We start from the raw sequence: 24,692 nt of genomic DNA, 5'->3' as shown, positions 1-24,692 counted from the left end.
TGGGTGGGTCAGCGGGGGCCGTTCAGGCGGTCGGCGAGCACGGCCGCGATCTCGGCCAGCGGGCCGGGGCGGGTCATCTCGCCGTGGCGGCAGTCGATGTCGTGCGTTTCGACCTCGCCGGTGACGTGCGCCAGCCAGTCGGCGGGCGCGGGAGAACCGTCGGTCTTGTCGGCGGTGGCGGCGAAGAACAGCACGTCACCGTCGAAGTGGGCGGTGGTGCCCTCGGTCATCAGGGTCAGGTTGGCGGCGAAGACCGCCGCCAACCGGTCGGGGTCGGTGTCGGACAGGGGGCCGTCGGCCAGGCGGTCGCGGAACTCGGCCCTGTTCCGCGGCGCGGGGTCGGCCGGGTGGCCCAGCGAGCGCAGCAGGGCTGCCAGGACCTCGGGGTCGTCGGCGGCGAAGGTCCGCTCCGCCTGCCGGGTGGGGTAGCCGTCGAGCAGGGCCAGCAGGGCCACCTCCTCGCCCTCGGCGCGCAGCGCGGCGGCCATGGCGTGGGCCGCGTTCGCGCCGAACGACCAGCCCAGCAGGTGGTACGGGCCTGCCGGCTGCACCGAGCGGACCTGCTCCAGGTAGTCCTTGACCACCTCGTCGAAGTTCGCGGGCCGCGCGTCGGGCCGGGACAGGCCCCGGGCCTGGAGCGCGTGCACCGGCCGGTCGGGCAGGTGGCGCAGCAGCCCGGCGTAGACCCAGCCCACGCCTGCCGCCGGGTGCACGCAGAACAGCGGCGGGCGCGTGCCGGAGTCGCGCAGCGGCAGCAGCACGGCCAGCGAGTCGCCGCCACCGCCACCGCCGACCCGCTCGGCCATCGCGGCGACCGTGGGCGCCTCGAACACCGCCCGCACGCCCAGCCGCACGCCCAGCTCCGCGCCGATGCGGGCGACCAGCCTGGTGGCCAGCAGCGAGTGGCCGCCCAGGTCGAAGAACCCGTCGTCCACGCCGACCGCGGGCACGCCCAGCACCTCGGCGAACAGCCCGGCCAGCACGCGCTCCGCGGGCGTCGACGGCTCCCGGCCCGGCGTGGGCGCGACCGCGGCCGGCGCGGGCAGCGCCTTGCGGTCGAGCTTGCCGCTGGGCGTCAGCGGCAGCTCGTCGAGCACCACCACCGCCCACGGCACCATGTGCGCGGGCAGCCGGGACGCCGCGTGCGCCCGCACCGCTGCCGGGTCCACAGCCCGATCCGCCCCACCGACCACGTAGGCGACCAGGCGCAGGTCACCCGGCCCGAACGACCGCGCCACCACAGCGGCCCGCACCACGTCCGGGTGGTCCTGGAGCACCGCGGCGATCTCGTCCGGCTCGATCCGCTGACCGCGGATCTTGACCTGGTCGTCGGCGCGCGACAGGTACTCCAGCACGCCCTCCCCGCACCACCGCACCACGTCCCCGGTGCGGTACACCCGTGACCCGGGCGCCCCGAACGGCGAGGCCACGAACCGCTGCGCGGTCAGCGCCGGCCGGGCGTGGTAGCCGCGCGCCAACTGCACGCCCGCCAGGTACAGCTCACCGGGCACCCCGGGCGGCACGGGCCGCAGCCGGTCGTCGAGCACGTACACCCCGGTGTTCCACACCGGACGTCCGATCGGGATCGTCGCGGTTCCCTCCGCACCGGTCACGGCGTGCGCGGTCACGTCCACCGCGGCCTCCGTGGGCCCGTAGAGGTTGTGCAGCCCCGCGCCGCACACCGCGGCGAACCGGCGGGCCAGCGCGGTCGGCAGGGCCTCGCCGCTGCACACCACCCGCGCCAGCCCCGGGCAGCGCTCGCCGGAGGTCTCCAGGTGCGCGACGAACGCCTCCAGCATCGACGGCACGAAGTGCGCGGTGGTCACCCGCTCGCGCCGCACCAGCTCGGCCAGGTACGCGGGGTCCCGATGCCCGTCGGGCCGGGCGACCACGAGCGCGGCGCCGACCTGGAAGGGCCAGAAGAACTCCCACACCGACACGTCGAAGCTCGACGGCGTCTTCTGCAGCACCCGGTCGTCCGGGCCCAGCCGGTACTCGTCCTGCATCCACAGCAGCCGGTTGACGATCGCGTCGTGCGGGACGACCACGCCCTTGGGCCGCCCGGTGGAGCCGGAGGTGTAGATGACGTAGGCCGGGTCCCCACCCCGCACGGTCGGCAGGGGACCGGTCGCCGGGGTGGCGTCCAGCTCGCGCGACGACTCCGCGTCGAGCACCAGCACCGGGTCCGCGTCGGCCAGCATGAACGCCACCCGGTCGGCCGGGTAGTCCGGGTCGACCGGCAGGTACGCCGCGCCCGCCCGCTGCACCGCGTGCAGCGCCACCACCAGGTCCACCGACCGGGGCAGCAGCACGGCCACCACCCGCTCGGGGCCCGCGCCCCGCGAGCGCAGCGCCCGGGCCAGCCGCTCCACCCGCGCGTCCAGCTCGGCGTAGGTGAGCGTCACGTCCTCGCCGACCAGGGCGACCGCGTCGGGGGTGCGCCGCACCTGCGCGGCGAACAGCTCCGGCAACGTGGTGGCGGGCACGTCCCGCGCGGTGTCGTTCCAGCCGGTCAGCACGCGCGAGCGCTCGTCGGCGCCCAGCAGGTCGACCTCGCCCAGCCGCGCGCCCGGGTCGGCCACCGCGGCGGTGAGCACCCGCACCAGCCGGTCGGCCAGCGACCGCGCGGTGCCCTCGTCGAACAGGTCCTCGCGGTAGGCCAGCGCGCCGTCGAACCCGGCGGGCGCGCCGTCGGCGTCCCGCGTCTCGCGCAGGCCCAGGTTGAGGTCGAACGCGCTCGTGCCGGACGACACCGGCACCGGCGCCACGGCCAGGCCGGGCAGCTCCAGCCCGGCGTCGCCGGTGTTCTGGAGGGTCAGCAGCACCTGGCACAGCGGGTGCCTGGCCAGCGACCGCGGCGGGTTGAGCCGTTCCACCAGCCGCTCGAACGGCACGTCCTGGTTGGCGTAGGCGGCCAGGTCGAACTCCCGCACCCGCTCCAGCAGCTCGGTGAACGTGGGGTCGCCGCTGGTGTCGGTGCGCAGCACCAGGGTGTTGACGAAGAACCCGACCAGCTCGTCCAGCGCCTCGTCCGGACGGCCCGCGACCGGCGTGCCGAGCGGGATGTCGGTGCCCGCGCCCAGCCGGGTGAGCAGGGCCGCGAAACCGGCCTGGAGCACCATGAACGGCGTGGTCCGGGTGCGCCGGGCCAGCTCCAGCACGCCGCGGTGCAGCTCGGCGCCCAACCGCACCGGCACGTGCCCGGCGGTCTGCGCGGACGTGGCGGGCCGCGGCCGGTCGGCGGGTAGCTCCAGCTCGTCGGGCACGCCGGCCAGCGCGTCGGTCCAGAACGCGAGCTGCCGCGCCAGCGGGCTGCCCGGGTCGTCCTCGTCGCCGAGCACTTCGCGCTGCCACAGGGCGTAGTCCGCGTACTGGACGGGCAGGGGTGCCCACGACGGCGCCTCCCCGGCCAGGCGGGCGGTGTAGGCGCACGCCAGGTCGCGCAGCAGCGGGCCCATCGACCAGCCATCACCGGCGATGTGGTGCAGCACCAGCAGGAGCACGTGGTCGTCGTCGGCGGCCCGCAGCACGGTGGCGCGCAGCGGCACGTCGGCGGTCAGGTCGAACGGCTCGGCGATCACCCCGCGCAGCGCGGCCACCGGGTCGTCCGACCCGCCGTCGACCAGCGCGAACGGGGGTGCGGCGGCCAGCACCCGCTGGGTGGGCGTGCCGTCGACCTCGGGGAAGACCGTGCGCAGCGACTCGTGCCGGTCCACCACGTCGGCCAGGGCGGCGCGCAGGGCGGGCACGTCCAGCGTGCCGCGCAGCCGCAGCGCCACCGGCACCGCGTAACCGGGGTTGTGCTCGTCGAGCCGGTTGACGAACCACAGCCTGCGCTGGGCGAACGACAGCGGCACCAGCTCGGGCCGCTCGACCGGCCGGGGCGCGGGGCGCGCGGCCGCACCCCGGTCCAGGCGGGCGTCCAGGCCGGCCGGGGTGGGGTGGGCGAACAGGTCGGCCACGGCCAGCTCCGCGCCCAGGGTGGTGCGGACCCGGCTGACCAGGCGGGTGGCCAGCAGCGAGTGCCCGCCCAGGTCGAAGAAGTCGTCGTCCGGGCCCACCTCGGGCACGCCCAGCAGGTCCGCGAACAACCCGCACAGGATCTCCTCGCGCGGGGTGCGCGGTGCCCGGCCGGTCACGGTCAGCTCGGGCGCGGGCAGCGCCTTGCGGTCCAGCTTGCCGTTGGCGGTCAGCGGCAGCGCGTCCAGCACGACCACCGCGGCGGGCACCATGTGCTCGGGCAGCACGGTCGCCAGGTGGGCCCGCAGGTCCCCCGGCACCGACCCGGAGCGGGCCACGACGTACCCGACCAGGGCCTTCAGCCCCGGCCGGTCCTCGCGCACCACGACCGCCGCCTGCGCCACGGCCGGGTGCCCGGCCAGCACCGCCTCCACCTCGCCTAGCTCGATGCGGAACCCGCGCAGCTTGACCTGCTGGTCGGCGCGGCCGGCGAACTCCAGCGCGCCGTCGGGCCGCCTGCGGACCAGGTCGCCGGTCCGGTACATCCGCTCGCCCGGCGCGCCGAACGGGCACGCGGGGAACCGCTCGGCGGTCAGCCCCGGCCGGCCGGCGTAGCCCCGGGCCAGGCCCGCGCCCGCCAGGTACAGCTCGCCGACCACGCCCACCGGCACCGGCTCCAGCCGCGCGTCGAGCACGTAGGCCCTGGTGTTGTCCACCGGACCGCCGATGGGCGGCGGCACGTCCGCGCGATCGTCCGGCGGCACGGTCGCGCCGGTGGCCACCACCGAGAACTCGGTTGGCCCGTAGTGGTTGACCAGCCGGAACGGCGTGCCGGCCGGCGGGCGGCGGCGCAGCGCGTCACCGCCGGTCAGCACCACGCGCAGCGCGGTACCGGCCGCCGCGAGGTCGTCGAGCACCAGCTCCAGCCGCGGCGTGGGCAGGAAGCACAGGGTCAGGCCCCGGTCGGCGATCCACCTCACCAGCGCGTCGCCGTCGGCGAGGGTGGCCGCGTCGGGCAGGTGCAGGCGCGCACCCGCCACCAGGTAGGGCCAGACCTCCCACACCGCGGCGTCGAAGCCCTGGGCGGCGACCTGCGCGGCGCGGTCCGCGGGCGTGACGGCGTACTCCCGCACGTGCCAGGCGCACAGGTCGGCCAGCCCGCCGTGGTCCACCACCACGCCCTTGGGCTTGCCGGTGGAACCGGAGGTGTAGATGACGTAGGCGGCGTCGGCCGGGTGCACGGGCACGGCCACCGGCTCGACCGGCCAACTCCCCAGGTCGTCCAGGCACACCACCTCGGGCCCGCTGACGCGGTCGCGCAGCGCGTTCTCGGTCAGCACCACCGGCGCGTCCGCGTCCGCGAGCACGTACGCCAGCCGCTCGGCCGGGTAGTCGGGGTCCAGCGGCAGGTAGGCCGCGCCCGCCTTGAGCACGCCCAGCAGCGCCGCGATCCCGACCGGCGACCGGTGCAGGCACACGCCGACCGTCGCGCCCGGCCGCACGCCCAGGTCGAGCAGGCGCCGCGCGACCCGGTCGGCGGCGGCCCCCAGCCCGGCGTAGGTCAGCCCGTCCACGGCGAACGCGTCCGGGGTCTCCGCCGCGCGCCGCGCCACCAGGTCGGGCACGGACACCCACGGGCCGGCCGGCACGGCGGTGTCGTTCCAGCCCTCCAGCAGGTGCCGCCGCTCGCCGGGCGCGAGCACGTCCAGCGCGCCCAACCGCGCCCCGGGGTCGGCCGCGGCGGCGGTGAGCAGGCGGGCCAGGCGCTCGACCACCGACCGGGCGGTGGCCTCGTCGAACAGGTCGGCCGCGTACTCCAGGTTGGCGGTCAGCCCGTCGTCGCCGTGCTCGCTCAGGGCCAGCGCGAGGTCGAACTTGGCCGTCGCGGTCCACGTCGACGCGGTCTCGACGTCGAGGCCGGGCAGCGCCGCCGCGTCGCCGCCGCCGGTGTTCTGGAGCACCAGGGTGACCTGGAACAGCGGGTGCCGGGACAGCGAGCGGGCCGGGTTCAGCTCCTCCACCACCCGCTCGAACGGCACGTCCTGGTTGGCGTAGGCGGCGAGGTCGGTCTCCCGCACCCGCTCCAGCAGCTCGCGGAAGCTCGGGTCGCCACTCGTGTCGGTGCGCAGCACCAGGGTGTTGATGAAGAACCCGACCGCGTCGTCCAGGGCCTCGTCGACGCGCCCGGCGACCGGCGAGCCGATCGGCAGGTCCGTGCCCGCGCCCAGCCGGGTCAGCAGGGCGGCCAGGGCGGCGTGCAGCACCATGAACGCGGTGCTGCCGGTCGCGCCCGCCAGCTCGCGCACCGCGCGGGCCACCTCGGGGCCGAACTCGGCGGTCACCAGCCCGCCGCGACCGGACGGCACCGCGGGCCTCGGCCGGTCGGTGGGCAGGTCCAACTGCTCGGGCGCGCCCGCCAGGGCGTCGCGCCAGAACCGGAGCTGGGTCGCCACCAGGCTGTCCGGGTCGTCCTCGTCGCCGAGCACTTCGCGCTGCCACAGGGCGTAGTCGGCGTACTGGACGGGCAGGGGCGCCCAGTCGGGTGCCTCGCCGGCGAGGCGGGCGGTGTAGGCGGCGGTCAGGTCGCGCAGCAGCGGGCCCTTGGACCAGCCGTCGCTGGCGATGTGGTGCAGCACCAGCACCAGCACGTGCTCCACCGGCGAGACCACGAGCAGGTGGGCGCGCAGCGGCGGTTCGCCCGCCAGGTCGAACACGTGCGCGGAGGCGGCGGCGACCGCGGCGTCCACCTCGTCCGGCGCGACGGCCGTGACGACCAGCTCGGGCGCGGCGGCCAGCACCCGCTGCGCGGGCGTGCCGTCGACCTCGGGGAAGACCGTGCGCAGCGACTCGTGCCGGTCCACCACGTCGGCCAGGGCGGCGCGCAGGGCGGGCACGTCCAGCTCGCCGCGCAGCCGCAGCGCCCACGGCGAGTTGTAGGCGGTGGAGCCGGCGTGGACCTGGTCGAGCACCCACAGCCGCTGCTGCGCGTGGGACAGCGGCAGCGGTTCGGGGCGCGGCAGCGGGCGCAGCGCGGGCCGGGCCCGACCGGCGGCGGCCACCCGGGCGGCCAGGCCGCGCGGGGTCGGCGCGGTGAACAGGTCGCGGATGCCCAGCTCCACGCCCAGGGCGGTGCGGACCCGGCCGATCAGGCGGGTGGCCAGCAGCGAGTGCCCGCCCAGGTCGAAGAACCCGTCCTCGGCGCCGACCGCCGCGAGGCCGAGCACCTGCGCGAACAGGCCGCACAGGATCTCCTCCTGCGGGGTGCGCGGCGCGGCGCCGTTGCCGGGGGCCGCGTAGTCCGGCGCGGGCAGCGCCCGGCGGTCCAGCTTGCCGTTGGGGGTGCGGGGCAGCTCGTCGAGCACGACCACCGCGGCGGGCACCAGGTGCTCGGGCAGCCGCGCGGCCACGTGCTCCCGCACCCGCGCCGGCGTCGCGTCCCCGACCACGTAGGCCACCAGGCGCCGGTCGCCGGGCTGGTCCTCGCGGACGACCACGGCCGCGTCGGTCACGCCCGCGCAGGAGCCGGCGGCGGCGCGCACCTCGCCGGGCTCGACCCGGAAACCGCGGACCTTGACCTGCTCGTCGGCGCGGCCCACGTACTCCAGCACGCCGTCGGGCCGCGGCCGCACCAGGTCGCCGGTGCGGTACATGCGCCCGCCGGGCCGGAACGGGTCGGCCACGAACCGCTCGGCGGTCGCGCCGGGCGCGCCCAGGTAGCCCAGGGCCAGGCCCGCGCCCGCCAGGTGCAGCTCGCCCACGCCGCCCGGCGGCACCAGGCCCAGCCGCTCGTCGAGCACGTAGCCGTGCTTGCCCGCGACCGGGCGGCCGATCGGCACCGACCGGCGGTCCAGGTCCGCGGCGGTGATCTCGTGCGCGGTGCTGTAGCCCATGCTCTCGGCCGGGCCGTAGCCGTTGGTCAGCCGCACGTGGCCGAACCCGGCCAGCGCCCTGGCCGCGTGCGCCGCGGACGCGGGCTCGCCGCCGGTCATGGCGCGCCGCACGGCCGCGAAGACCGACGGGTGCTCGTCCAGCACGTGGTTGAACAGGCTCGCGGAAGCCTTGAAGACGGTGACGCCGTGCTCGGCGACCAGGCGGGCGATGGCGTCCGGGTCCGGCGGGCCCGCCGGGTGCAGGACGCACGTGCCGCCGTGCAGCAGCGGGCCGAACAGCTCGGTGGCGAAGGCGTCCCACGACACCGGCGCGGCCTGGAGCCACACCGAGCCGGCGTCGAACTCCGCGTAGTCCTGGCCGGTGAGCGTGGCGACCACGGCGCGGTGCGGCGCGAGCACGCCCTTGGGCTCGCCGGTCGAGCCGGAGGTGAACATGACCACGGCCGGGTCGCGCGGGTCCACCGCGATGCCGGGGTCGGCGTCGTGGCCGGGGGCGGCGGGGTCGAGCAGGCGCGCGTCCAGGCCGTCGACCGGGGTGCCGACCACCACGGCCGCACCCGCCTTCCGCACCACCGAGCGCAGGCGGTCGGCCGGGAACGCGGTGTCCAGCAGGGTGTAGCAGGCGCCGGCCTTGAGCACGCCCAGCAGCGCGGCGACCAGGGCGGGGCCGCGGTCGAGGTGCACGCCGACCACCGCGCCGGGGCGCACGCCCGAGTCGAGCAGGTGGTGGGCGACGCGGTTGGCCCACCGGTCCAGCTCGCGGTAGGTGAGGCGACCGCCGTCGTGGACCAGGGCGGTGGCGTCGGGCGTGCGGGCGGCCTGCGCGGCGACCAGCTCGTGCACGCACCCGGGCACCGGCTCCGCCGCCGGCGCGGTCAGCCCGGCCACCTCCTCCGGGTCGAGCAGCGGCAGCGCGCCGATCCGGGTGTCCGGTTCCCCCGCCACGGCCGCGAGCAGCCGCACCAGGGACCGCCCGAACGCCGCCACGGTCCCGCGGTCGAACAGGTCGGCGGCGTAGTCCCAGTTCACCCGCAGACCGCCGGCGGCGGGCCGCTCCCGCACGCCGATGGTCATGTCGAACTTCACCGCGCCCGTGCCCAGCGGCACGGCCTCGGCCCGCAGGCCGGGGAACTCCACGCCGCCGTCGCCGTCGGAGCTGTGCACCAGCATGATCTGGAACAGCGGGTGCCGCGACAGCGACCGCGGCGGGTTCAGCTCCTCCACCACCCGCTCGAACGGCACGTCCTGGTTGGCGAACGCGGTCAGGTCGGTCTCCCGCACCCGCTCCAGCAGCTCGGTGAACGTGGGGTCGCCGCTGGTGTCGGTGCGCAGCACGAGGGTGTTGACGAAGAACCCGACCAGGTCCTCCAGCGCCTCGTCGGTGCGCCCGGCGACGGCCGTGCCGAACGGGACGTCGGTGCCGCCGCCGTACCGGGTCAGCAGCGCCGCGACCGCGGCCTGCACCACCATGAACAGCGTGCTCCCGGTGTCGGCGGCCAGGGCGAGCAGCGCCCGGTGCACGTCGGCGGGCACCTCCAGCGGCACCGAGTCGCCCCGGTGCCCGGCGACCGCGGCGCGCGGCCGGTCCGCCGGGAAGCCCACCTCGGCGGGCAGGTCGGCCAGGGCACCCGCCCAGTGCGCCACCTGCCGGGCGAACCGGCTGGTCGGGTCGTCGGGGTCGCCCAGCACGTCCTGCTGCCAGTAGGTGTAGTCGGCGTACTGCACGGGCAGCTCGGCGAACGCCGGCGCGTGCCCGGCGGCCCGCGCGGCGTAGGCGGCGGCCAGGTCGCGGGTGAGCGGGCCGGTGGACCCGCCGTCGCCCGCGATGTGGTGCAGCACCACCAGCAGCACGTGGTCTGTGTTGTCCACTTCGTACAGTCGCGTGAGGACCGGTGGTGCCGCGGTCAGGTCGAACACGTGCCCGGCGGCCTCCGCCAGCGCGGCGGGCAGCCCGTCCGGGGTCACCGGGACCACCGGCAGCTCCGGCACGTCGTCGCGGACGTCCTGGTACGGCCCGCCGTCGGCCTCGGGGTAGGCGGTGCGCAGCACCTCGTGCCGGTCCACCACGTCGGCCAGGGCGGCGCGCAGCGCGGGCACGTCCAGCTCGCCGCGCAGCCGCAGCGCCAGCGGGATGTTGTAGGTCGAGCCGGGTTCGGCGCGGCTGAGGAACCACAGCCGCCGCTGGGTGGACGACAGGGGGATCACTGGACCTCCTCCGACCGGGTCCTGCGCCGCAGCGCCGGACGGGCCTGTTCCGCCTGGCCGAGGTGCGCCACGAGCGCGGCCGCGGTGCGGTTCTCGAACACGGACTTGATGGACAGCTCGGCCCCGAAGGCCGACCGCACCCGGCTGATCAGCCTGGTCACCAGCAGCGAGTGGCCGCCGAGGGCGAAGAAGTCGTCGTCCGCGCCCACGTCGCCGTCCAGGCCGAGGACCTCGGCGAACAACCCGCACATCACCTCTTCGCGCGGGGTGGCCGGCTTGCGCCCGGCCGGGCGGGCGAGGTAGTCCGGCGGTGGCAGCGCGGCCCGGTCGAGCTTGCCGTTGGGCGTCAGCGGCAGGGCGTCGAGCCGCACGTGGGCGCTGGGCCGCAGGTGCTCGGGCAGGTGCTCCTCGGCGTGGGCGCGCAGCGCCGCCGGGTCGAGGTCGGTGCCCGGCTCGGGCACCACGTAGGCGACCAGGCGCTTGTCGCCGGGCCGGTCCTCGCGCACCACGACCGCGGCCTGCCGCACCCGCGGGTGCCGGGTCAGGGCGTTGACGACCTCGCCGGGCTCGACCCGGAAGCCGCGGATCTTGATCTGGTCGTCGGCGCGGCCCAGGAACTCCAGCACGCCGTCGGCGCGCCACTTCACCAGGTCGCCGGTGCGGTACATGCGCTCGCCCGGCTCGCCGTGCGGGCAGGCCACGAACCGCTCGGCGGTCTGGGCGGGCGCCCGCAGGTAGCCGCGGGCCAGGCCGACGCCGGTCATGTACAGCTCGCCGACCACGCCCGGCGGCAGCAGGTTGAGGTGGGCGTCGAGCACGTAGAAGCCCTTGTTGCTGATCGGCCTGCCCACCGGGATCGACGGCTGCTCGGTGTCCTCCAGCCGCACCCGGTGGCAGACGGTGAAGATCATGTTCTCCACCGGGGAGTAGCCGTTGACCAGCCGCACGCCCGGGTGGCGGTCCAGCAGCTTGCGCAGGTGAGCCACCGAGGCGGGCTCGCCGCCGGTCATGATCTGCTCGACGCCGACCAGCGCGTCCGGGTACTCGTCGAGCAGGTGGTTGAGCAGGCTGGCGGACAGGTGCACGGTGGTGATCCGGTGGCGGGCCACCAGCTCCCGGACGAGCGCGGGCTCCGGCGTCGGGCCGGGCTGGAGCACGCAGGTGGCGCCGGACAGCAGCGGCCCGAACAGCTCCAGGGCGAACGCGTCCCACGACACCGGCGAGCACTGCAGCCACACCTGGTCGGGGGAGAAGTCCACGTACTCCTGGCTGAGCAGGGTGCCGACCAGGGCCCGGTGCGGTGCCACCACGCCCTTGGGCGTGCCGGTGGAGCCGGAGGTGAACATCACGCAGGCCACGTCGGCGGGGTCCACCGGCACGCCCGGCGCCGCGGTGGGCCTGGCCGCGACCAGCGCGGCGTCGCGCGGGTCGTCGAGCACCAGCAGCGGCGCGCCCGCGACCCGGTCGGCCAGGTGCCCGCGGGTGATCACCAGCGGCGCGCCGGTGCGCTCCACCAGCTCGGCCAGCCGCCGCACCGGGAACCGCGCGTCCAGCGTGGTGTAGCCGGCGCCCGCGGTGAGCGCGGCGAGCACGGCCACCACCAGGTCGACGTCGCGGTCGAGCAGCACGCCGACCACCTGGCCGGTGCGCACGCCCCGGTCGACCAGCTCGTGCGCCAGCCGGTTCACCCGGTCCAGCAGCTCGCCGTAGGTGACCCGCGCGTCGCCGTGCACCAGCGCCACCGCGCCGGGGGTGCGCCGGGCCTGCGCGGCCACCAGCTCGTGGGCGCAGCGGTCGATCGGAGCGTCGGCGGCGGTGTCGGTCCACGCGGCCAGCAGGGTGCGCCGCTCCTGCGGGTCGAGCAGGTCCGGGCGGCTGATCCGGGTGTCCGGGTCGGCCACCACCGCGGCGAACATCCGGGTGAGCCGGTCGGCCAGGGCCGCGGCCGTGGCCCGGTCGAACAGGTCGGTGGCGAACTCCAGGGCGCCGGTGACGCCGGCGGGCGCGCCGTCCGGGTCGTGCTCCTCGCGCAGGCCCAGGGTGAGGTCGAACTTGGCCGCGCCGGTGTCCACCGGGCGCACCTCGACGGCCAGCCCCGGCATGTCGATCCGCGCCTCGGCGTTGTTCTGGAGCACCACCATGACCTGGAACAGCGGGTGCCGGGACAGCGAGCGGACCGGGTTCAGCTCCTCCACCAGGCGCTCGAACGGCACGTCCTGGTGGTCGTAGGCGGCCAGGTCGGTGTCGCGGACGCGGGCCAGCAGCTCGCGGAACGTCGGGTCGCCGCTGGTGTCGGTGCGCAGCACCAGGGTGTTGACGAAGAACCCGACCAGCTCGTCCAGGGCCTCGTCGGCACGCCCGGCCACCGGCGAACCGGCGGGCACGTCGGTGCCCGCGCCCAGCCGGGTCAGCAGGGCCGCGAAACCGGCCTGGAGCACCATGAACAGCGTGGCGCCGCTGGAGCGGGCCAGGTCGAGCAGGCCCCGGTGCAGCCGGGCGTCCAGCGCCAGCGGCACCGCCTCGCCCCGGCCGGTCGCGGTGGCCGGGCGGGCCCGGTCGGCGGGCAGCGGCAGCTCGTCGGGCACGCTGGCCAGCGCCTGCCGCCAGAACTCCAGCTGGCGGGCCAGCGGGCTGGTCGGGTCGTCCGGGTCGCCCAGCAGCTCGCGCTGCCAGAGCGTGTAGTCGGCGTACTGGACGGGCAGCGGTGCCCAGTCGGGTGCCTCTCCGGTGAGGCGGGTGGTGTAGGCGGTGGCGAGGTCGCCCAGCAGCGGGCCCATCGACCAGCCGTCGCTCGCGATGTGGTGCAGGACCAGCAGGAGCACGTGGTCGTCGTCGGCGACCCGCAGGAGGGTGGCGCGGATCGGCAGCTCGGCGGTCAGGTCGAACGCCTCCCGCGCCGCCGCCTGGGCGATGCCGTCCACCTCGGACTCGTCGACCTCCCGCAGCGGCAGGCCGACCAGCACGTCCTCGGCGGGCCGGACCACCTGCTGCGGCACGCCGTCGATCGACGGGAACACCGTGCGCAGGGCCTCGTGCCTGCGGACCACGTCGGTCAGCGCGGCGCGCAGCGCGGCCTCGTCGAGCCGGCCGCGCAACCGCACCGAGTGCGGCACGTTGTAGGCGGTGCCCGCGCCCTCCAACTGGTCGATGAACCACAGCCGGGCCTGCGCGTAGGACAGCGGCACCTCGTCCGGGCGCGGCGCGGGGGTCAGCGCGAGCCGCCCCTCGGCCACGCGGTCCAGCCGGTCGCCCAGCGCGGCGGGTGTGGGCGCGTCGAACAGGTCGCGGATGCCGACCTCCGCGTCCAGCGCCGACCGCACCCGGCCGACCAGCTTGGCCGCCAGCAGCGAGTGGCCGCCCAGGGCGAAGAAGTCGTCGTCCAGGCCGACCCGGTCCGCGGGCAGGCCCAGCACGTCGGCGAACAGGCCGACCAGGATCTCCTCGCGGGCCGTGCGCGGTGCCCGGCGCCCGGCCGCGGCGACCCGGGGCGCGGGCAGGGCCGCCCGGTCGAGCTTGCCGTTGGCGTTGAGCGGGATGCGGTCGAGCAGCACGTACGCGCCGGGCCGCAGGTGGGCGGGCAGCAGGTCGGCGGCGTGGGCGGCCAGCGCCGCCGGGTCGGGGTCGGTGCCCGGCTCGGGCACCACGTAGGCGACCAGGCGCTTGTCGCCGGGCCGGTCCTCGCGCACCACGACCGCGCTGCGCCGCACGTCCGGGTGCGCGTCCAGGGCGGCCTGCACCTCGCCGGGCTCGATCCGGAAGCCGCGGACCTTGACCTGGTCGTCGGCGCGGCCGACGAACTCCAGCACGCCGTCGGCGCGCCACCGCACCAGGTCGCCGGTGCGGTACATGCGCCCGCCCGGCTCGAACGGGCAGGCCACGAACCGCTCGGCGGTCAGGCCCGGTTCGCCCGCGTAGCCCAGGGCCGAGCCGACGCCGGTGACGTACAGCTCGCCCGGCACGCCCGGCGGCACCAGTTCCAGCCGGTCGTCGAGCACGTAGGAGCGCTTGTCGGCCAGCGGCAGGCCGATCGGCACGGCCGGGCCGGCGGTGTCCCCCGGCCGCACGTCGTGGCTGCTGGTGTAGACCATGTGCTCGGCCGGGCCGTAGCCGTTGACCACCCGCACGCCCGGGTGGTCGCGCAGCAGCCGCGCCAGGTGCGGTGCCGAGGCCGCCTCGCCGCCGGTCATCACCAGCCGCAGCACGTCGAACACGGCCGGGTGCTCGTCGAGCATGTAGTTGAGCAGGCTCGCGGACAGGAACACCGTGGTGACGCCGTGCTCGGCGACCAGGCGGGCGACCCGCGCGGGTTCGGGCGCCGGGCCGGGCTGGAGCACGCAGGCCGCGCCGGACAGCAGCGCGCCGAACAGCTCCAGCACGAACCCGTCCCACGGCACCGGCGCGCACTGCAACCACACCTGGTCGGGCGCGGGGTCCAGGAAGTCCTGGCCGACCAGGGTGCGCACGACCGCGCGGTGCGGCGCGAGCACGCCCTTCGGCCTGCCGGTCGAGCCGGAGGTGAAGATGACGCACGCGGGCGAGGCCGGGTCGACCGCGACCGCGGGCGCGTCGGCGGGCCGCCCGGAGACGTCGGTGGCGACGTCGACGAACCGCAGGGTCGGCGGGAGGCCCGCGGCGGCGAGGCGTTGCGCGCCGGCGGCGTCGGTGACCACGGCGGTCGCGTCGGCGGCGCGCAGCACCGCGGTCATCCGGTTGGCCGGGAAACCGGGGTCGAGCAGGGTGAACCCGCCACCGGCCTTGAGCACCGCGAGCACCGACACCACCAGGTCGAAGCCGCGGTCGAGCAGCACGCCGACCAGGTCGCCCGGCCGCACGCCCGCGTCGACGAGGTGGTGGGCCAGCCGGTTGGCCGCGGCGTCCAGCTCGGCGTAGGTCATCCGGGCGCCGGCGAAGAGCAGCGCGGTCGCGCCGGGCGCGCCGGCGGCGTGGGCGGCCACCACCTCGTGGGCGCAGCGGTCGTCGACCAGCCGGGCCGGTGCGCTCGCGCAGCCGCCCGCCAGCCGTGCCCGCTCGGCCGGGGTGAGCACGTCCAGTCGCCCGATCGGCGCGCCCGGGTCGGCGGCGACCGCGGCCAGCACCAGGGCCAGCCGGTCGACCAGCGCGGTCGCGGTGGCCCGGTCGAACAGGTCGGTGGCGAACTCCAGGCCGCCGGTCAGGCCGGCGGGGGCGCCGCCCTCGCCGTGCTCCTCGGCCAGGCTCAGCGTCAGGTCGAACTTGGCGGTGCCGGTGTCGACCGGCTCGACCCCCACTTCCAGGCCGGGGAACGCCGGCCGCGCGCCCGCGTTGTTCTGCACCGCGAACGCCACCTGGAACAGCGGGTGGCGGGCCGGGTCGCGCACCGGGTTGAGTTCTTCGACCAGGCGGTCGAACGGCACGTCCTGGCGGTCGTAGGCGGCCAGGTCGAACTCCCGGACCCGCTCCAGCAGCTCGCGGAAGGTGGGGTCGCCGCTGGTGTCGGTGCGCAGGACGAGGGTGTTGACGAAGAAGCCGACCAGCTCGTCCAGGGCCTCGTCGGTGCGCCCGGCGACCGGGCTGCCCAGCGGGATGTCGGTGCCCGCGCCCAGCCGGGTGAGCAGGGTCGCGAAGGCGGCCTGGAGGACCATGAACAGGGTGACGCCGTTGGCGCGCGCCAGGTCCAGGAGCGCGGCGTGCAGGTCGGCGCCCAGCGCGACCTCGACCTTGTCGCCGGGCCCGGCCCCCGCCGAGCGCGGCCGGTCGGTGGGCGGGGTCACCTCGTGCGGCAGGTCGGCCAGCGCGGTGCGCCAGAACTCCAGCTGCTCCCCGGCCAGGTCGTCGAGCAGCTCGCGCTGCCAGAGCGTGTAGTCGGCGTACTGGACGGGCAGCGGTGCCCAGTCGGGTGCCTCTCCGGTGAGGCGGGCGGTGTAGGCGGTGGCGAGGTCGCCCAGCAGCGGGCCCATCGACCAGCCGTCGGCCGCGATGTGGTGCACCACCAGCAGGAGCACGTGGTGGTCCTCGGCGACCCGCAGCAGGGTGGCGCGCACCGGGGGTTCGGCGGTCAGGTCGAACACCGCGCGGGCGCCGGCCGCCACCGAGTCGTCCACTTCGGACTCCGGTACGGCGATCACCGGCAGGGGCACGTCACCGGCGGGCAGCACCACCTGCCGCGGCTCGCCGTCGACCGACGGGAACACCGTGCGCAGCGCCTCGTGCCGGGCCACCACGTCGGCCAGGGCGGCGTGCAGCGCGGGCACGTCCAGCGCGCCGCGCAGCCGCACCGCGTGCGCCACGTTGTAGGTGGCGCCGGGACCCCGCAGCTGGTCCAGGAACCACAGCCGGGCCTGGGCGGGCGACAGCGGCGTCCACTCCGGGCGCGCCACCGGTCGCAGCGGCGTGCGGGCGGCGGCGGCCGAGTCCAGGCGGGCCGCGAGGCCGGCGGGCGTCGGCGCGTCGAACAGGTCGCGGATGCCCAGCTCCACGCCCAGCGCGCCGCGCACCCGGCCCACGAGCTTCGCGGCCAGCAGCGAGTGCCCGCCCAGGTCGAAGAACCCGTCGTCGAGCCCCACCCGGTCCGCGGGCAGGCCCAGCACGTCGGCGAACAGGCCCACCACGATCTGCTCGCGCGGGGTGCGGGCCGCGCGGTGGGCGGCGCCCAGCTCCGGCGCGGGCAGGGCCTTGCGGTCGAGCTTGCCGTTCGCGGTCAGCGGCAGCGCGTCCAGCGGCACGTAGGCACCCGGCCGCAGGTGCTCGGGCAGCAGCGCGGCCACGTGCGCCCGCACCTGCGCGGGCGTGGCGTCACCGACCACGTAGGCCACCAGGCGCTTGTCGCCGGGGCGGTCCTCGCGGACCACGACGGCGGCGTCGGCCACGCCGGCGCAGGACGTCACCGCGGCGCGCACCTCGCCGGGTTCGACCCGGAAGCCGCGCAGCTTGACCTGGTCGTCGACGCGGCCCAGGTACTCCAGGGCGCCGTCGGCGCGCCAGCGGGCCAGGTCGCCGGTCCGGTACACGCGCTCGCCCGGCCGGAAGGGGTGGGCGACGAAGCGCTCCGCGGTCGGCGCCGGTGCGCCGAGGTAGCCGTGGGCCAGGCCCGCGCCGCCCACGTACAGCTCGCCGGGCACGCCCGGCGGCACGGGCCGCAGGCGGTCGTCGAGCACGTGGGCGTGCTTGCCCGCGATCGGCGAGCCGATCGGGACCGAGGTCCCGCCCGCGTCGGTGATGTCTTGGCCGGTGATGTCGTACACCGTGGTGAAGCCCATGCTCTCGGCCGGGCCGTAGCCGTTGACCAGCGCCACGCCCGGGAACTCGCGCAGGGCGCGGGCCACGTGCGCGGGGGAGGCGGGTTCGCCGCCGGTCAGGGCGCGCCGGACGGTGGCGAACACCTCGGGGTGCTCGTCGAGCACGTGGTTGAACAGGCTCGCGGAGGCGTCGAACACGGTCACCCCGTGCGCCACCACCAGCTCCGCGACCACCGCCGGGTCCACGTCCCGGTCGGGCAGCAGCACGGACGTGCCGCCGTGCAGCAGCGGGCCGAGCAGCTGGGTGGCGAAGGCGTCCCACGACACCGACGCGATCTGCAACCACACCTCGCCGGGCCCGAACCCGGCGTACCGCTGGCCGGTCAGGGTGGCCACCAGCGCCCGGTGCGGCGCGACGACGCCCTTGGGGGTGCCGGTGGAGCCGGAGGTGAACATCACGCACGCCACGTCCTCGGGCGAGACGTCCACCGCGGGCGGGGTGGTCGGTCCGTCGGTGACCTCCTCCACCAGCAGGGCGGGCACGCCGGTGACGACCCCGGCGAGGTCGCCGCCGGTGACGACGACCGGCGGCGCGGTGCGCGCGACCAGGTCGGCGATCCGGGCGGCCGGGTGCTTCGGGTCCAGCACGGTGTAGCCGGCGCCCGCGGTGAGCACGGCCAGCACCGCCGCGGCCAGGTCCGGTCCGCGCTCCAGCAGCACGGCGACCACGTGGCCCGGCCGCACGCCCGCCGCGACCAGGCGGTGCGCCAGCCGGTTGGCGCGGCCCACCAGCTCGGCGTAGGTCACCCGGTTCGGGCCGCTGACCAGCGCGGTGGCGCCGGGCGTTCGGGCGGCCCGCGCGGCGACGAGTTCGGGCACGGTGGCGGCCGGGGCGGCGGGGCCGCCGTCGCTCCAGTTGACCAGCACGTCGTGCCGCTCGGCCGAGGTGAGCAGGTCGATCCCGCCGATCGCCCGGTCCGGGTCGGCCGCCACCGCGGCCAGCAGCCACGTGAAGCGGTCCAGCAGCAGCTCGGCGGTGTCGCGGTCGAACAGGTCGGTGGCGTACTCCAGGTACCCGCCCAGGCCGTCGGCGGTCTCCCGCGCGGCCAGGGTGAGGTCGAACTTGGCCGCCGTGTTCGGCACCGGCTCGGGCGCGCACGCCGTGCCCGCCAGGTCCACGGCCGCGGTGGCGTTGTTCTGGAGCACCACCATGACCTGGAACAGCGGGTGGCGGGCCGGGTCGCGCACCGGGTTGAGTTCTTCGACCAGCCGGTCGAAGGGGAGGTCCTGGTGGTCGTAGGCGGCGAGGTCGGTGTCGCGGACGCGGGTGAGCAGTTCGCGGAAGGTGGGGTCGCCGGAGGTGTCGGTGCGCAGGACGAGGGTGTTGACGAAGAATCCGACCAGGTCGTCCAGGGCCTCGTCGGCGCGCCCGGCCACGGCCGTGCCCAGCGGGATGTCCGTGCCCGCGCCCAGTCGGGTCAGCAGGGTCGCGAAGGCGGCCTGGAGGACCATGAACAGGGTCACGCCGTTGGCCCGCGCCAGGTCGACCAGCGCCCGGTGCACGTCGGCGGGAACCCGCAGCGGCAGCGACTCGCCCCGGTGGGTGGGGCGCGCCGGCCGCGGCCGGTCGGTGGGCAGGTCCAGCGCCTCGGGCAGGCCGGCCAGGGCGGTGCGCCAGAACTCCAGCTGCCCGTCGGCCAGGCCGGCCAGCAGGTCGTGCTGCCAGAGGGTGTAGTCGACGTACTGGACGGGCAGCGGTGCCCACGACGGTGCTTCCCCGGCCAGGCGGGCGGTGTAGGCGGTGGCGAGGTCGGTCAGCAGGGGGCGCAGCGACCAGCCGTCGCCGGCGATGTGGTGCAGCGTCACCAGCAGCACGTGGTCCTCCGCGGACCCGGTGAGCAGGTGCACCCGGATCGGCGCCTCGGCCGCCAGGTCGAACACGTGCGCCGACTCGGCGCGCACGACCGCGGCCACGTCGTCGGTCTCCCGGGCGGAGAAGACCGGGGGGACCGCGTCGGCGGGCAGCACGCGCTGGTGCGGCGTGCCGGCGGTGTCGGGGTAGACCGTGCGCAGCGCCTCGTGCCTGCCCACCACGTCGGTGACGGCCCGCTCCAGGGCGGTCCGGTCCACCGGGCCGGTGACCCGGGCCGCGAACTGCACGTTGTAGGTCGTGCCGCCGCCCTCGACGCGGTCGAGGAACCACAGCCGGAACTGCGCGGGCGACAGCGGCGGTTCGGCGGGGCGGTCCCCGGCCACGAGCGCGGGCCGCGCCGAGGGGCCGCCCAGGCGGGCGGCCAGGTCGGCGGGGGTGGGCGCGGCGAACACGTCGCGGACGCCCAGCTCGGCGTTGAGCGCGGTGCGGACGCGGCTGGTGAGCTTGGCGGCGAGCAGGGAGTGGCCGCCGAGGGCGAAGAAGTCGTCGTCCGGGCCGACCTGGTCCGCGGGCAGGTCCAGGACGTCGGCGAACAGGGTCCGCAGGATGTCCTCGCGGGCGGTGCGCGCGGTCCGGCGGGTGGTCGCGGTGTGCTCCGGCGCGGGCAGGGCCTTGCGGTCCAGCTTGCCGTTGGGGGTCAGCGGCAGGGCGTCGAGCAGCACGTAGGCGCCGGGGCGCAGGTGCTCCGGCAGGACGTCGGCCGCGTGGGCGCGCAACTGGGCCGCGGTCGCGCTGCCCACGACGTAGGCGACCAGGCGCTTGTCGCCGGGGCGGTCCTCGCGCACCACGACCGCGCTCTGCCGCACGCCCGGGTGCCGGTCCACGGCCGTGCGCACCTCCGCCGGCTCGACGCGGAAGCCGCGGATCTTGACCTGGTCGTCGGCTCGGCCGAGGAAGTCCAGGGTGCCGTCGGGGCGCCACTTCACCAGGTCGCCGGTGCGGTACATGCGCTCGCCCGGCTCGAAGGGGTTGGCGACGAACCGTTCCGCGGTCAGGGCGGGCGCGTCGAGGTAGCCGTGGGCCAGGCCGCCGGTCATGTAGACCTCGCCGGGGACGCCGACCGGTACCGGGTTCAGCCGGTGGTCGAGCACGTACACCCGCTTGCCCGCGATGGGGGAGCCGACCGGGATGGTGGGGCGTTCGGTGTCCTGCCCGGTGATGCGGTGGCAGAGGGTGAAGATCATGTTCTCGACCGGCGAGTAGCCGTTGACCAGGCGCAGGTCCGGTCGGTCGGCGAGCAGCGCGCGGACGTGGGCGACCGAGGCCGGTTCGCCGCCGGTCATGAGCTGGCGGAGGTTCCGGAGGGCCCCGGGGTGCTCGTCGAGCAGGTGGTTGAGCAGGCTCGCGGACAGGTGCGCGGTGGTGACGCGGTGTTGTGCGAGCAGGTCCGCGATGACGGCGGGGTCGGTGACGTGACCGGGCTGGAGGACGCAGGTGGCGCCGTGCAGCAGCGGGCCGAACAGTTCGAGGGCGAAGGCGTCCCAGGAGACCGGGGAGCACTGGAGCCAGACCTCGTCGGCGGAGAAGTCGACGTAGGTCTGGCCGACCAGGGTGCCGACCAGGGCGTGGTGGGTGGCCAGGACGCCCTTGGGGGTGCCGGTGGAGCCGGAGGTGAACATCACGCACGCCACGTCGTCGGGGGAGACCGCGACGGTCGGTGCGGTGCCGGGGCCGTCGGCGTGGGGTTCGACCACGGTCACGCCGGGGAGTCGGCAGTCCTGTGTGGACACCACGTGCCCCAGTCCCGCCTGGGTCGCCACGGCGGCCAGCCGGCCGGCGGGGAAGCGCGGGTCCAGCACGGTGTAGGCGGCGCCCGCCTTGAGGATCGCCAGGACGGCGGTGACCAGTGACGGGTCGCGGTCGAGCAGGACGCCGACCACGTCGCCCGGGGTGACGCCGCCGGCGATCAGGCGGTGGGCCAGCCGGTTGGCGGAGGCGTCCAGCTCGGCGTAGGTGACGGTGGTGGTGCCGGAGACCAGCGCGGTGGCGCCCGGGGTGCGCCGGGCCTGCTCGGCGACCAGCTCGTGGGCCGGTCGGGTGGGGCCGCCGGGGCCGCCGTTCCAGGACACCAGGACGCGCTCGCGCTCGGCCGCGCCCAGCAGGTCCGCCGCGGTGACCGGGGTGTCCGGGTCGGCGGCGAACGCGGTCAGCAGCCGCACCAGGCCGGTGGCGAACCGCTCGGCGGTGGCGCGGTCGAACAGGTCGGTGGCGTACTTGACCGCGCCGGTGATCCCGTCGGCCGTCTCGGTCACGTCCACGGTGAGGTCGAACTTGGCCACGTCCAGGTCCACGACCCGGTGCTCGGCCGCCGGGCCGCCGAAGTCCGGTGCGGCGGGCGGGGTGTTCTGGAGCACCAGCATGACCTGGAACAGCGGGTGCCGGGACAGCGAGCGGGCCGGGTTGAGTTCTTCGACGAGGCGCTCGAACGGCACGTCCTGGTGGTCGTAGGCGGCGAGGTCGGTGTCGCGGACGCGGGCCAGCAGTTCGCGGAAGGTGGGGTCGCCGCTGGTGTCGGTGCGCAGGACGAGGGTGTTGACGAAGAAGCCGACCAGCTCGTCCAGGGCCTCGTCGGCACGCCCGGCCACCGGGGAGCCGATCGCCAGGTCGGTGCCCGCGCCCAGGCGGGTCAGCAGGGCGGCGAGGGCGGCGTGCAGCACCATGAACACCGTGGTGCCGGTGCTCGCGGCCAGCTCGCGCAGCGACCGGTGCAGGGCGGCGCCCAGGACCAGCGGCGCGGTGTCGCCGTGCGCGCCGCGGACCGCGGCCCGGGGGCGGTCGGCGGGCGGGGTGGACTCCTCGGGCAGGCCCGCCAGCGCGTCGCGCCAGTAGCGGAGTTGGGAGTCGAGCGCCTCGGCCGGCGCCGTGCGCTCCCACAGCGCGTAGTCCGCGTACTGCACGGGCAGCGCGGGCAGGTCGGGGGTGGTGCCGGCCAGGCGGGCGCGGTAGGCGGCGGCGAGGTCGCGCAGCAGCGGGGCGGTGGACCAGCCGTCGCCGGCGATGTGGTGCAGCACCAGCAGCAGCACGTGGTCGTCGGCGGCCAGGCGGAGCAGGTGGGCGCGCAGCGGCGGTTCCCCGGCCAGGTCGAACGGGACCGAGGCCAGCTCGCGCACCAGCGCGTCCAGCTCGTCGCCGGTGGTGTCGCGGGTGCTCCAGGCCGGGGTGGCGGCGTCCAGCACGTGCTGCACGGGTTCGCCCGCCACGAGCGGGAACACCGTGCGCAGCGACTCGTGCCGGGCCATCACGTCGGCCAGGGCGGCGCGCAGGGCGTCGGGGGCCAGGTCGCCGCGCAGCCGCACGGTGACCGGGATGGTGTAGGTGGCGCCGCCCTCGACCTGGTCCAGGAACCACAGGCGGGACTGCGCGAACGACAGCGGCAGCACGTCCGGGCGCGCCGTCGCGGTCAGCGGCGTGCGGGCGGCCCGCCCGCCGTCCAGCGCGGCGGCCAGCGCTCGCGGCGTGCGCGCGGTGAAGACGTCCGCGATGCGCACCTCCACGCCGAACGCGGCGCGCACCCGGCTGACCAGCGTCGCCACCTGGAGCGAGTGGCCGCCCAGGTCGAGGAAGTCGTCCTCGGCGCCCACCTCGGGCAGGCCGAGCACCTGCGCGAACAACCCGCACAGCAGCTCCTCCCGCGCGGTGCGCGGCGCGCTGCCGGAGGTGTCGAAGGAGGGCGCGGGCAGGGCCTTGCGGTCCAGCTTGCCGGTGGCGGTCAGCGGCAGCGCGGCCAGCACGACCACGGCCGAGGGCACCAGGTGCTCCGGCAGCAGCCCGGCCACGTGCGCGCGGGCCTCCGCCGGGGCGACGTCGCCGACCACGTAGCCGACCAGGCGCTGGTCGCCGGGCCGGTCCTCGCGCACCACGACCGCCGCCTGCCGCACCCGCGGGTGCGAGGTCAGCGCGGCCTGCACCTCGGCGGGCTCGACCCGGAAGCCGCGGATCTTGACCTGGTCGTCGGCGCGGCCCAGGAACTCCACCGCGCCGTCCGCGCGGACCCGGCCCAGGTCGCCGGTGCGGTACAGGCGTCGACCCGGCTCGAAGGGGTCGGCGACGAAGCGCTCCGCGGTCAGGGCGGGTGCGTCGAGGTAGCCGTGGGCCAGGCCCACGCCGCCCATGTAGATCTCGCCCTCGGTGGCCGGCCGCAGGTCGGGGCCGAGCACCACGGCCCGCTTGCCCGCCAGCGGCCTGCCCACCGGGATGGGCCGGTCGGTGTCGGGAAGCCGGATGTCGTGGCACAGCGTGAAGATCATGTTCTCCACGGGCGAGTAGCCGTTGACCAGGCGCAGTCCGGGGTGGCGCGTGAGCAGTCGCCCGACGTGGGCGGTGGAGGCCGCTTCGCCGCCGGTCATGAGCTGGCGCAGGCCCCGGAAGGCCCCGGGGTGCTCGTTGACCATGAAGTTCAGCAGGCTGGCCGACAGGTGCGCGGTGGTGACCCGGTGTTCCCGGAGGAGGTCGGCGATCACGGCCGGTTCAGGCGTCTCGCCCGGCTGGAGGACGCAGGTGGCGCCGTGCAGCAGCGGGCCGAACAGTTCGAGGGCGAAGGCGTCCCAGGAGACCGGGGAGCACTGGAGCCAGACCTCGTCGGCGGAGAAGTCGACGTAGGTCTGGCCGACCAGGGTGCCGACCAGGGCGCGGTGCGGTGCGACCACGCCCTTCGGCTCGCCGGTGGAACCGGAGGTGAACATGACGCACGCGACGTCCTCGGCGGTCACCGGCACGTCCGGCGCCTCGTCGGAGCGGGTGGCGGCGGCGGTCGGGTCGGCGGTCACCCGGCCGTCCACCGGGCCGTCCTCGCGGACCACCACCCGCACCCCGGCGCGGTCGCACACCGACGCCAGCCGCGCGGCGGGGAACCGCGGGTCCAGCACGGTGTACGCGCCACCGGCCTTGAGCACCGCGAGCACCGCGACGACCAGCTCCACCCCGCGCGGCAGGCACACGCCGACGACGTCGCCCGGCCGCGCGCCGAGGTCGACCAGGTGGTGGGCCAGCCGGTTGGCCCGCGCGTCCAGCTCGGCGTAGGTCACCCGCTCCGGCCCGCTCACCAGGGCGGTCGCACCGGGGGTGCGCGCGGCCTGCCGGGCGAACAGCTCGTGCGCCGTGTCGTGTGTCGTGGTCACCGCAACCAGCTCCCCAGTCGTCGCGTCTCGTGGCTCGGGTCAGCCGCGCAGCGCGGCGAGGCTCGCCGGGCGCAGGTCGGTCCAGTGGGTCTCGACGTGGGCCAGGCAGGCCGCCCGGGTGTCCGGGCCGTGCGCGACCTCCCAGCCGGCGGGCACCGCGATCGAGGCCGGCCACAGCGAGTGCTGCCGCTCCTCGTTCACCAGCACCAGGAACTGGGCGTCCTGGTCGTCGAAGGGGTTGGTCATGGCTGGCTCCTTCGGTTGGGGGACAAGGGGTTCGCGTTCAGCGACGAGGCTTACGCTAGGACGGGGGAGGGGGCGGTTCCGGCAGTGCGGGAGGCAGCTCGGCGGCAGGTGCGGCGGTGGCGGCGGC

3 protein-coding genes are annotated in these 24,692 nt (G+C 76.5%); all 3 read right to left on the bottom strand.

Annotation, left to right across the window (positions count from 1 at the left end; translation table 11 throughout):
- Positions 1 to 8: 8 nt before the first annotated feature.
- From EKG83_RS33335 to EKG83_RS33325, 3 genes are read right to left on the bottom strand one after another with little or no spacing between them, the layout of a single operon-like run.
- Positions 9 to 10,055 (bottom strand): non-ribosomal peptide synthetase, encoded by a 10,047-nt coding sequence (locus EKG83_RS33335; RefSeq protein WP_063741481.1) that lies wholly within the window; start codon positions 10,053 to 10,055, stop codon positions 9 to 11.
- Positions 10,052 to 24,319 (bottom strand): non-ribosomal peptide synthetase, encoded by a 14,268-nt coding sequence (locus EKG83_RS33330; protein ID WP_153278622.1) that lies wholly within the window; start codon positions 24,317 to 24,319, stop codon positions 10,052 to 10,054. Before EKG83_RS33330 ends, EKG83_RS33335 begins: the two co-directional genes overlap by 4 nt.
- Before the next feature lie 39 nt (positions 24,320 to 24,358).
- Positions 24,359 to 24,565, bottom strand: a complete 207-nt coding sequence (locus EKG83_RS33325) for an MbtH family protein (protein WP_033434684.1) — start codon at positions 24,563 to 24,565, stop codon at positions 24,359 to 24,361.
- Between the last annotated feature and the right edge of the window lie 127 nt (positions 24,566 to 24,692).

Source organism: Saccharothrix syringae, assembly GCF_009498035.1.
Taxonomy (GTDB): Bacteria; Actinomycetota; Actinomycetes; order Mycobacteriales; family Pseudonocardiaceae; genus Actinosynnema; species Actinosynnema syringae.
Note: the sequence above shows the minus strand (reverse complement) of the source record. Positions and strands in the feature narration are given on the sequence as shown.

Coding starts and splice junctions, on each gene's coding strand:
- EKG83_RS33325 (WP_033434684.1), bottom strand. CDS start 24,565: ATGACCAACCCCTTCGACGACCAGGACGCCCAGTTCCTGGTGCTGGTG.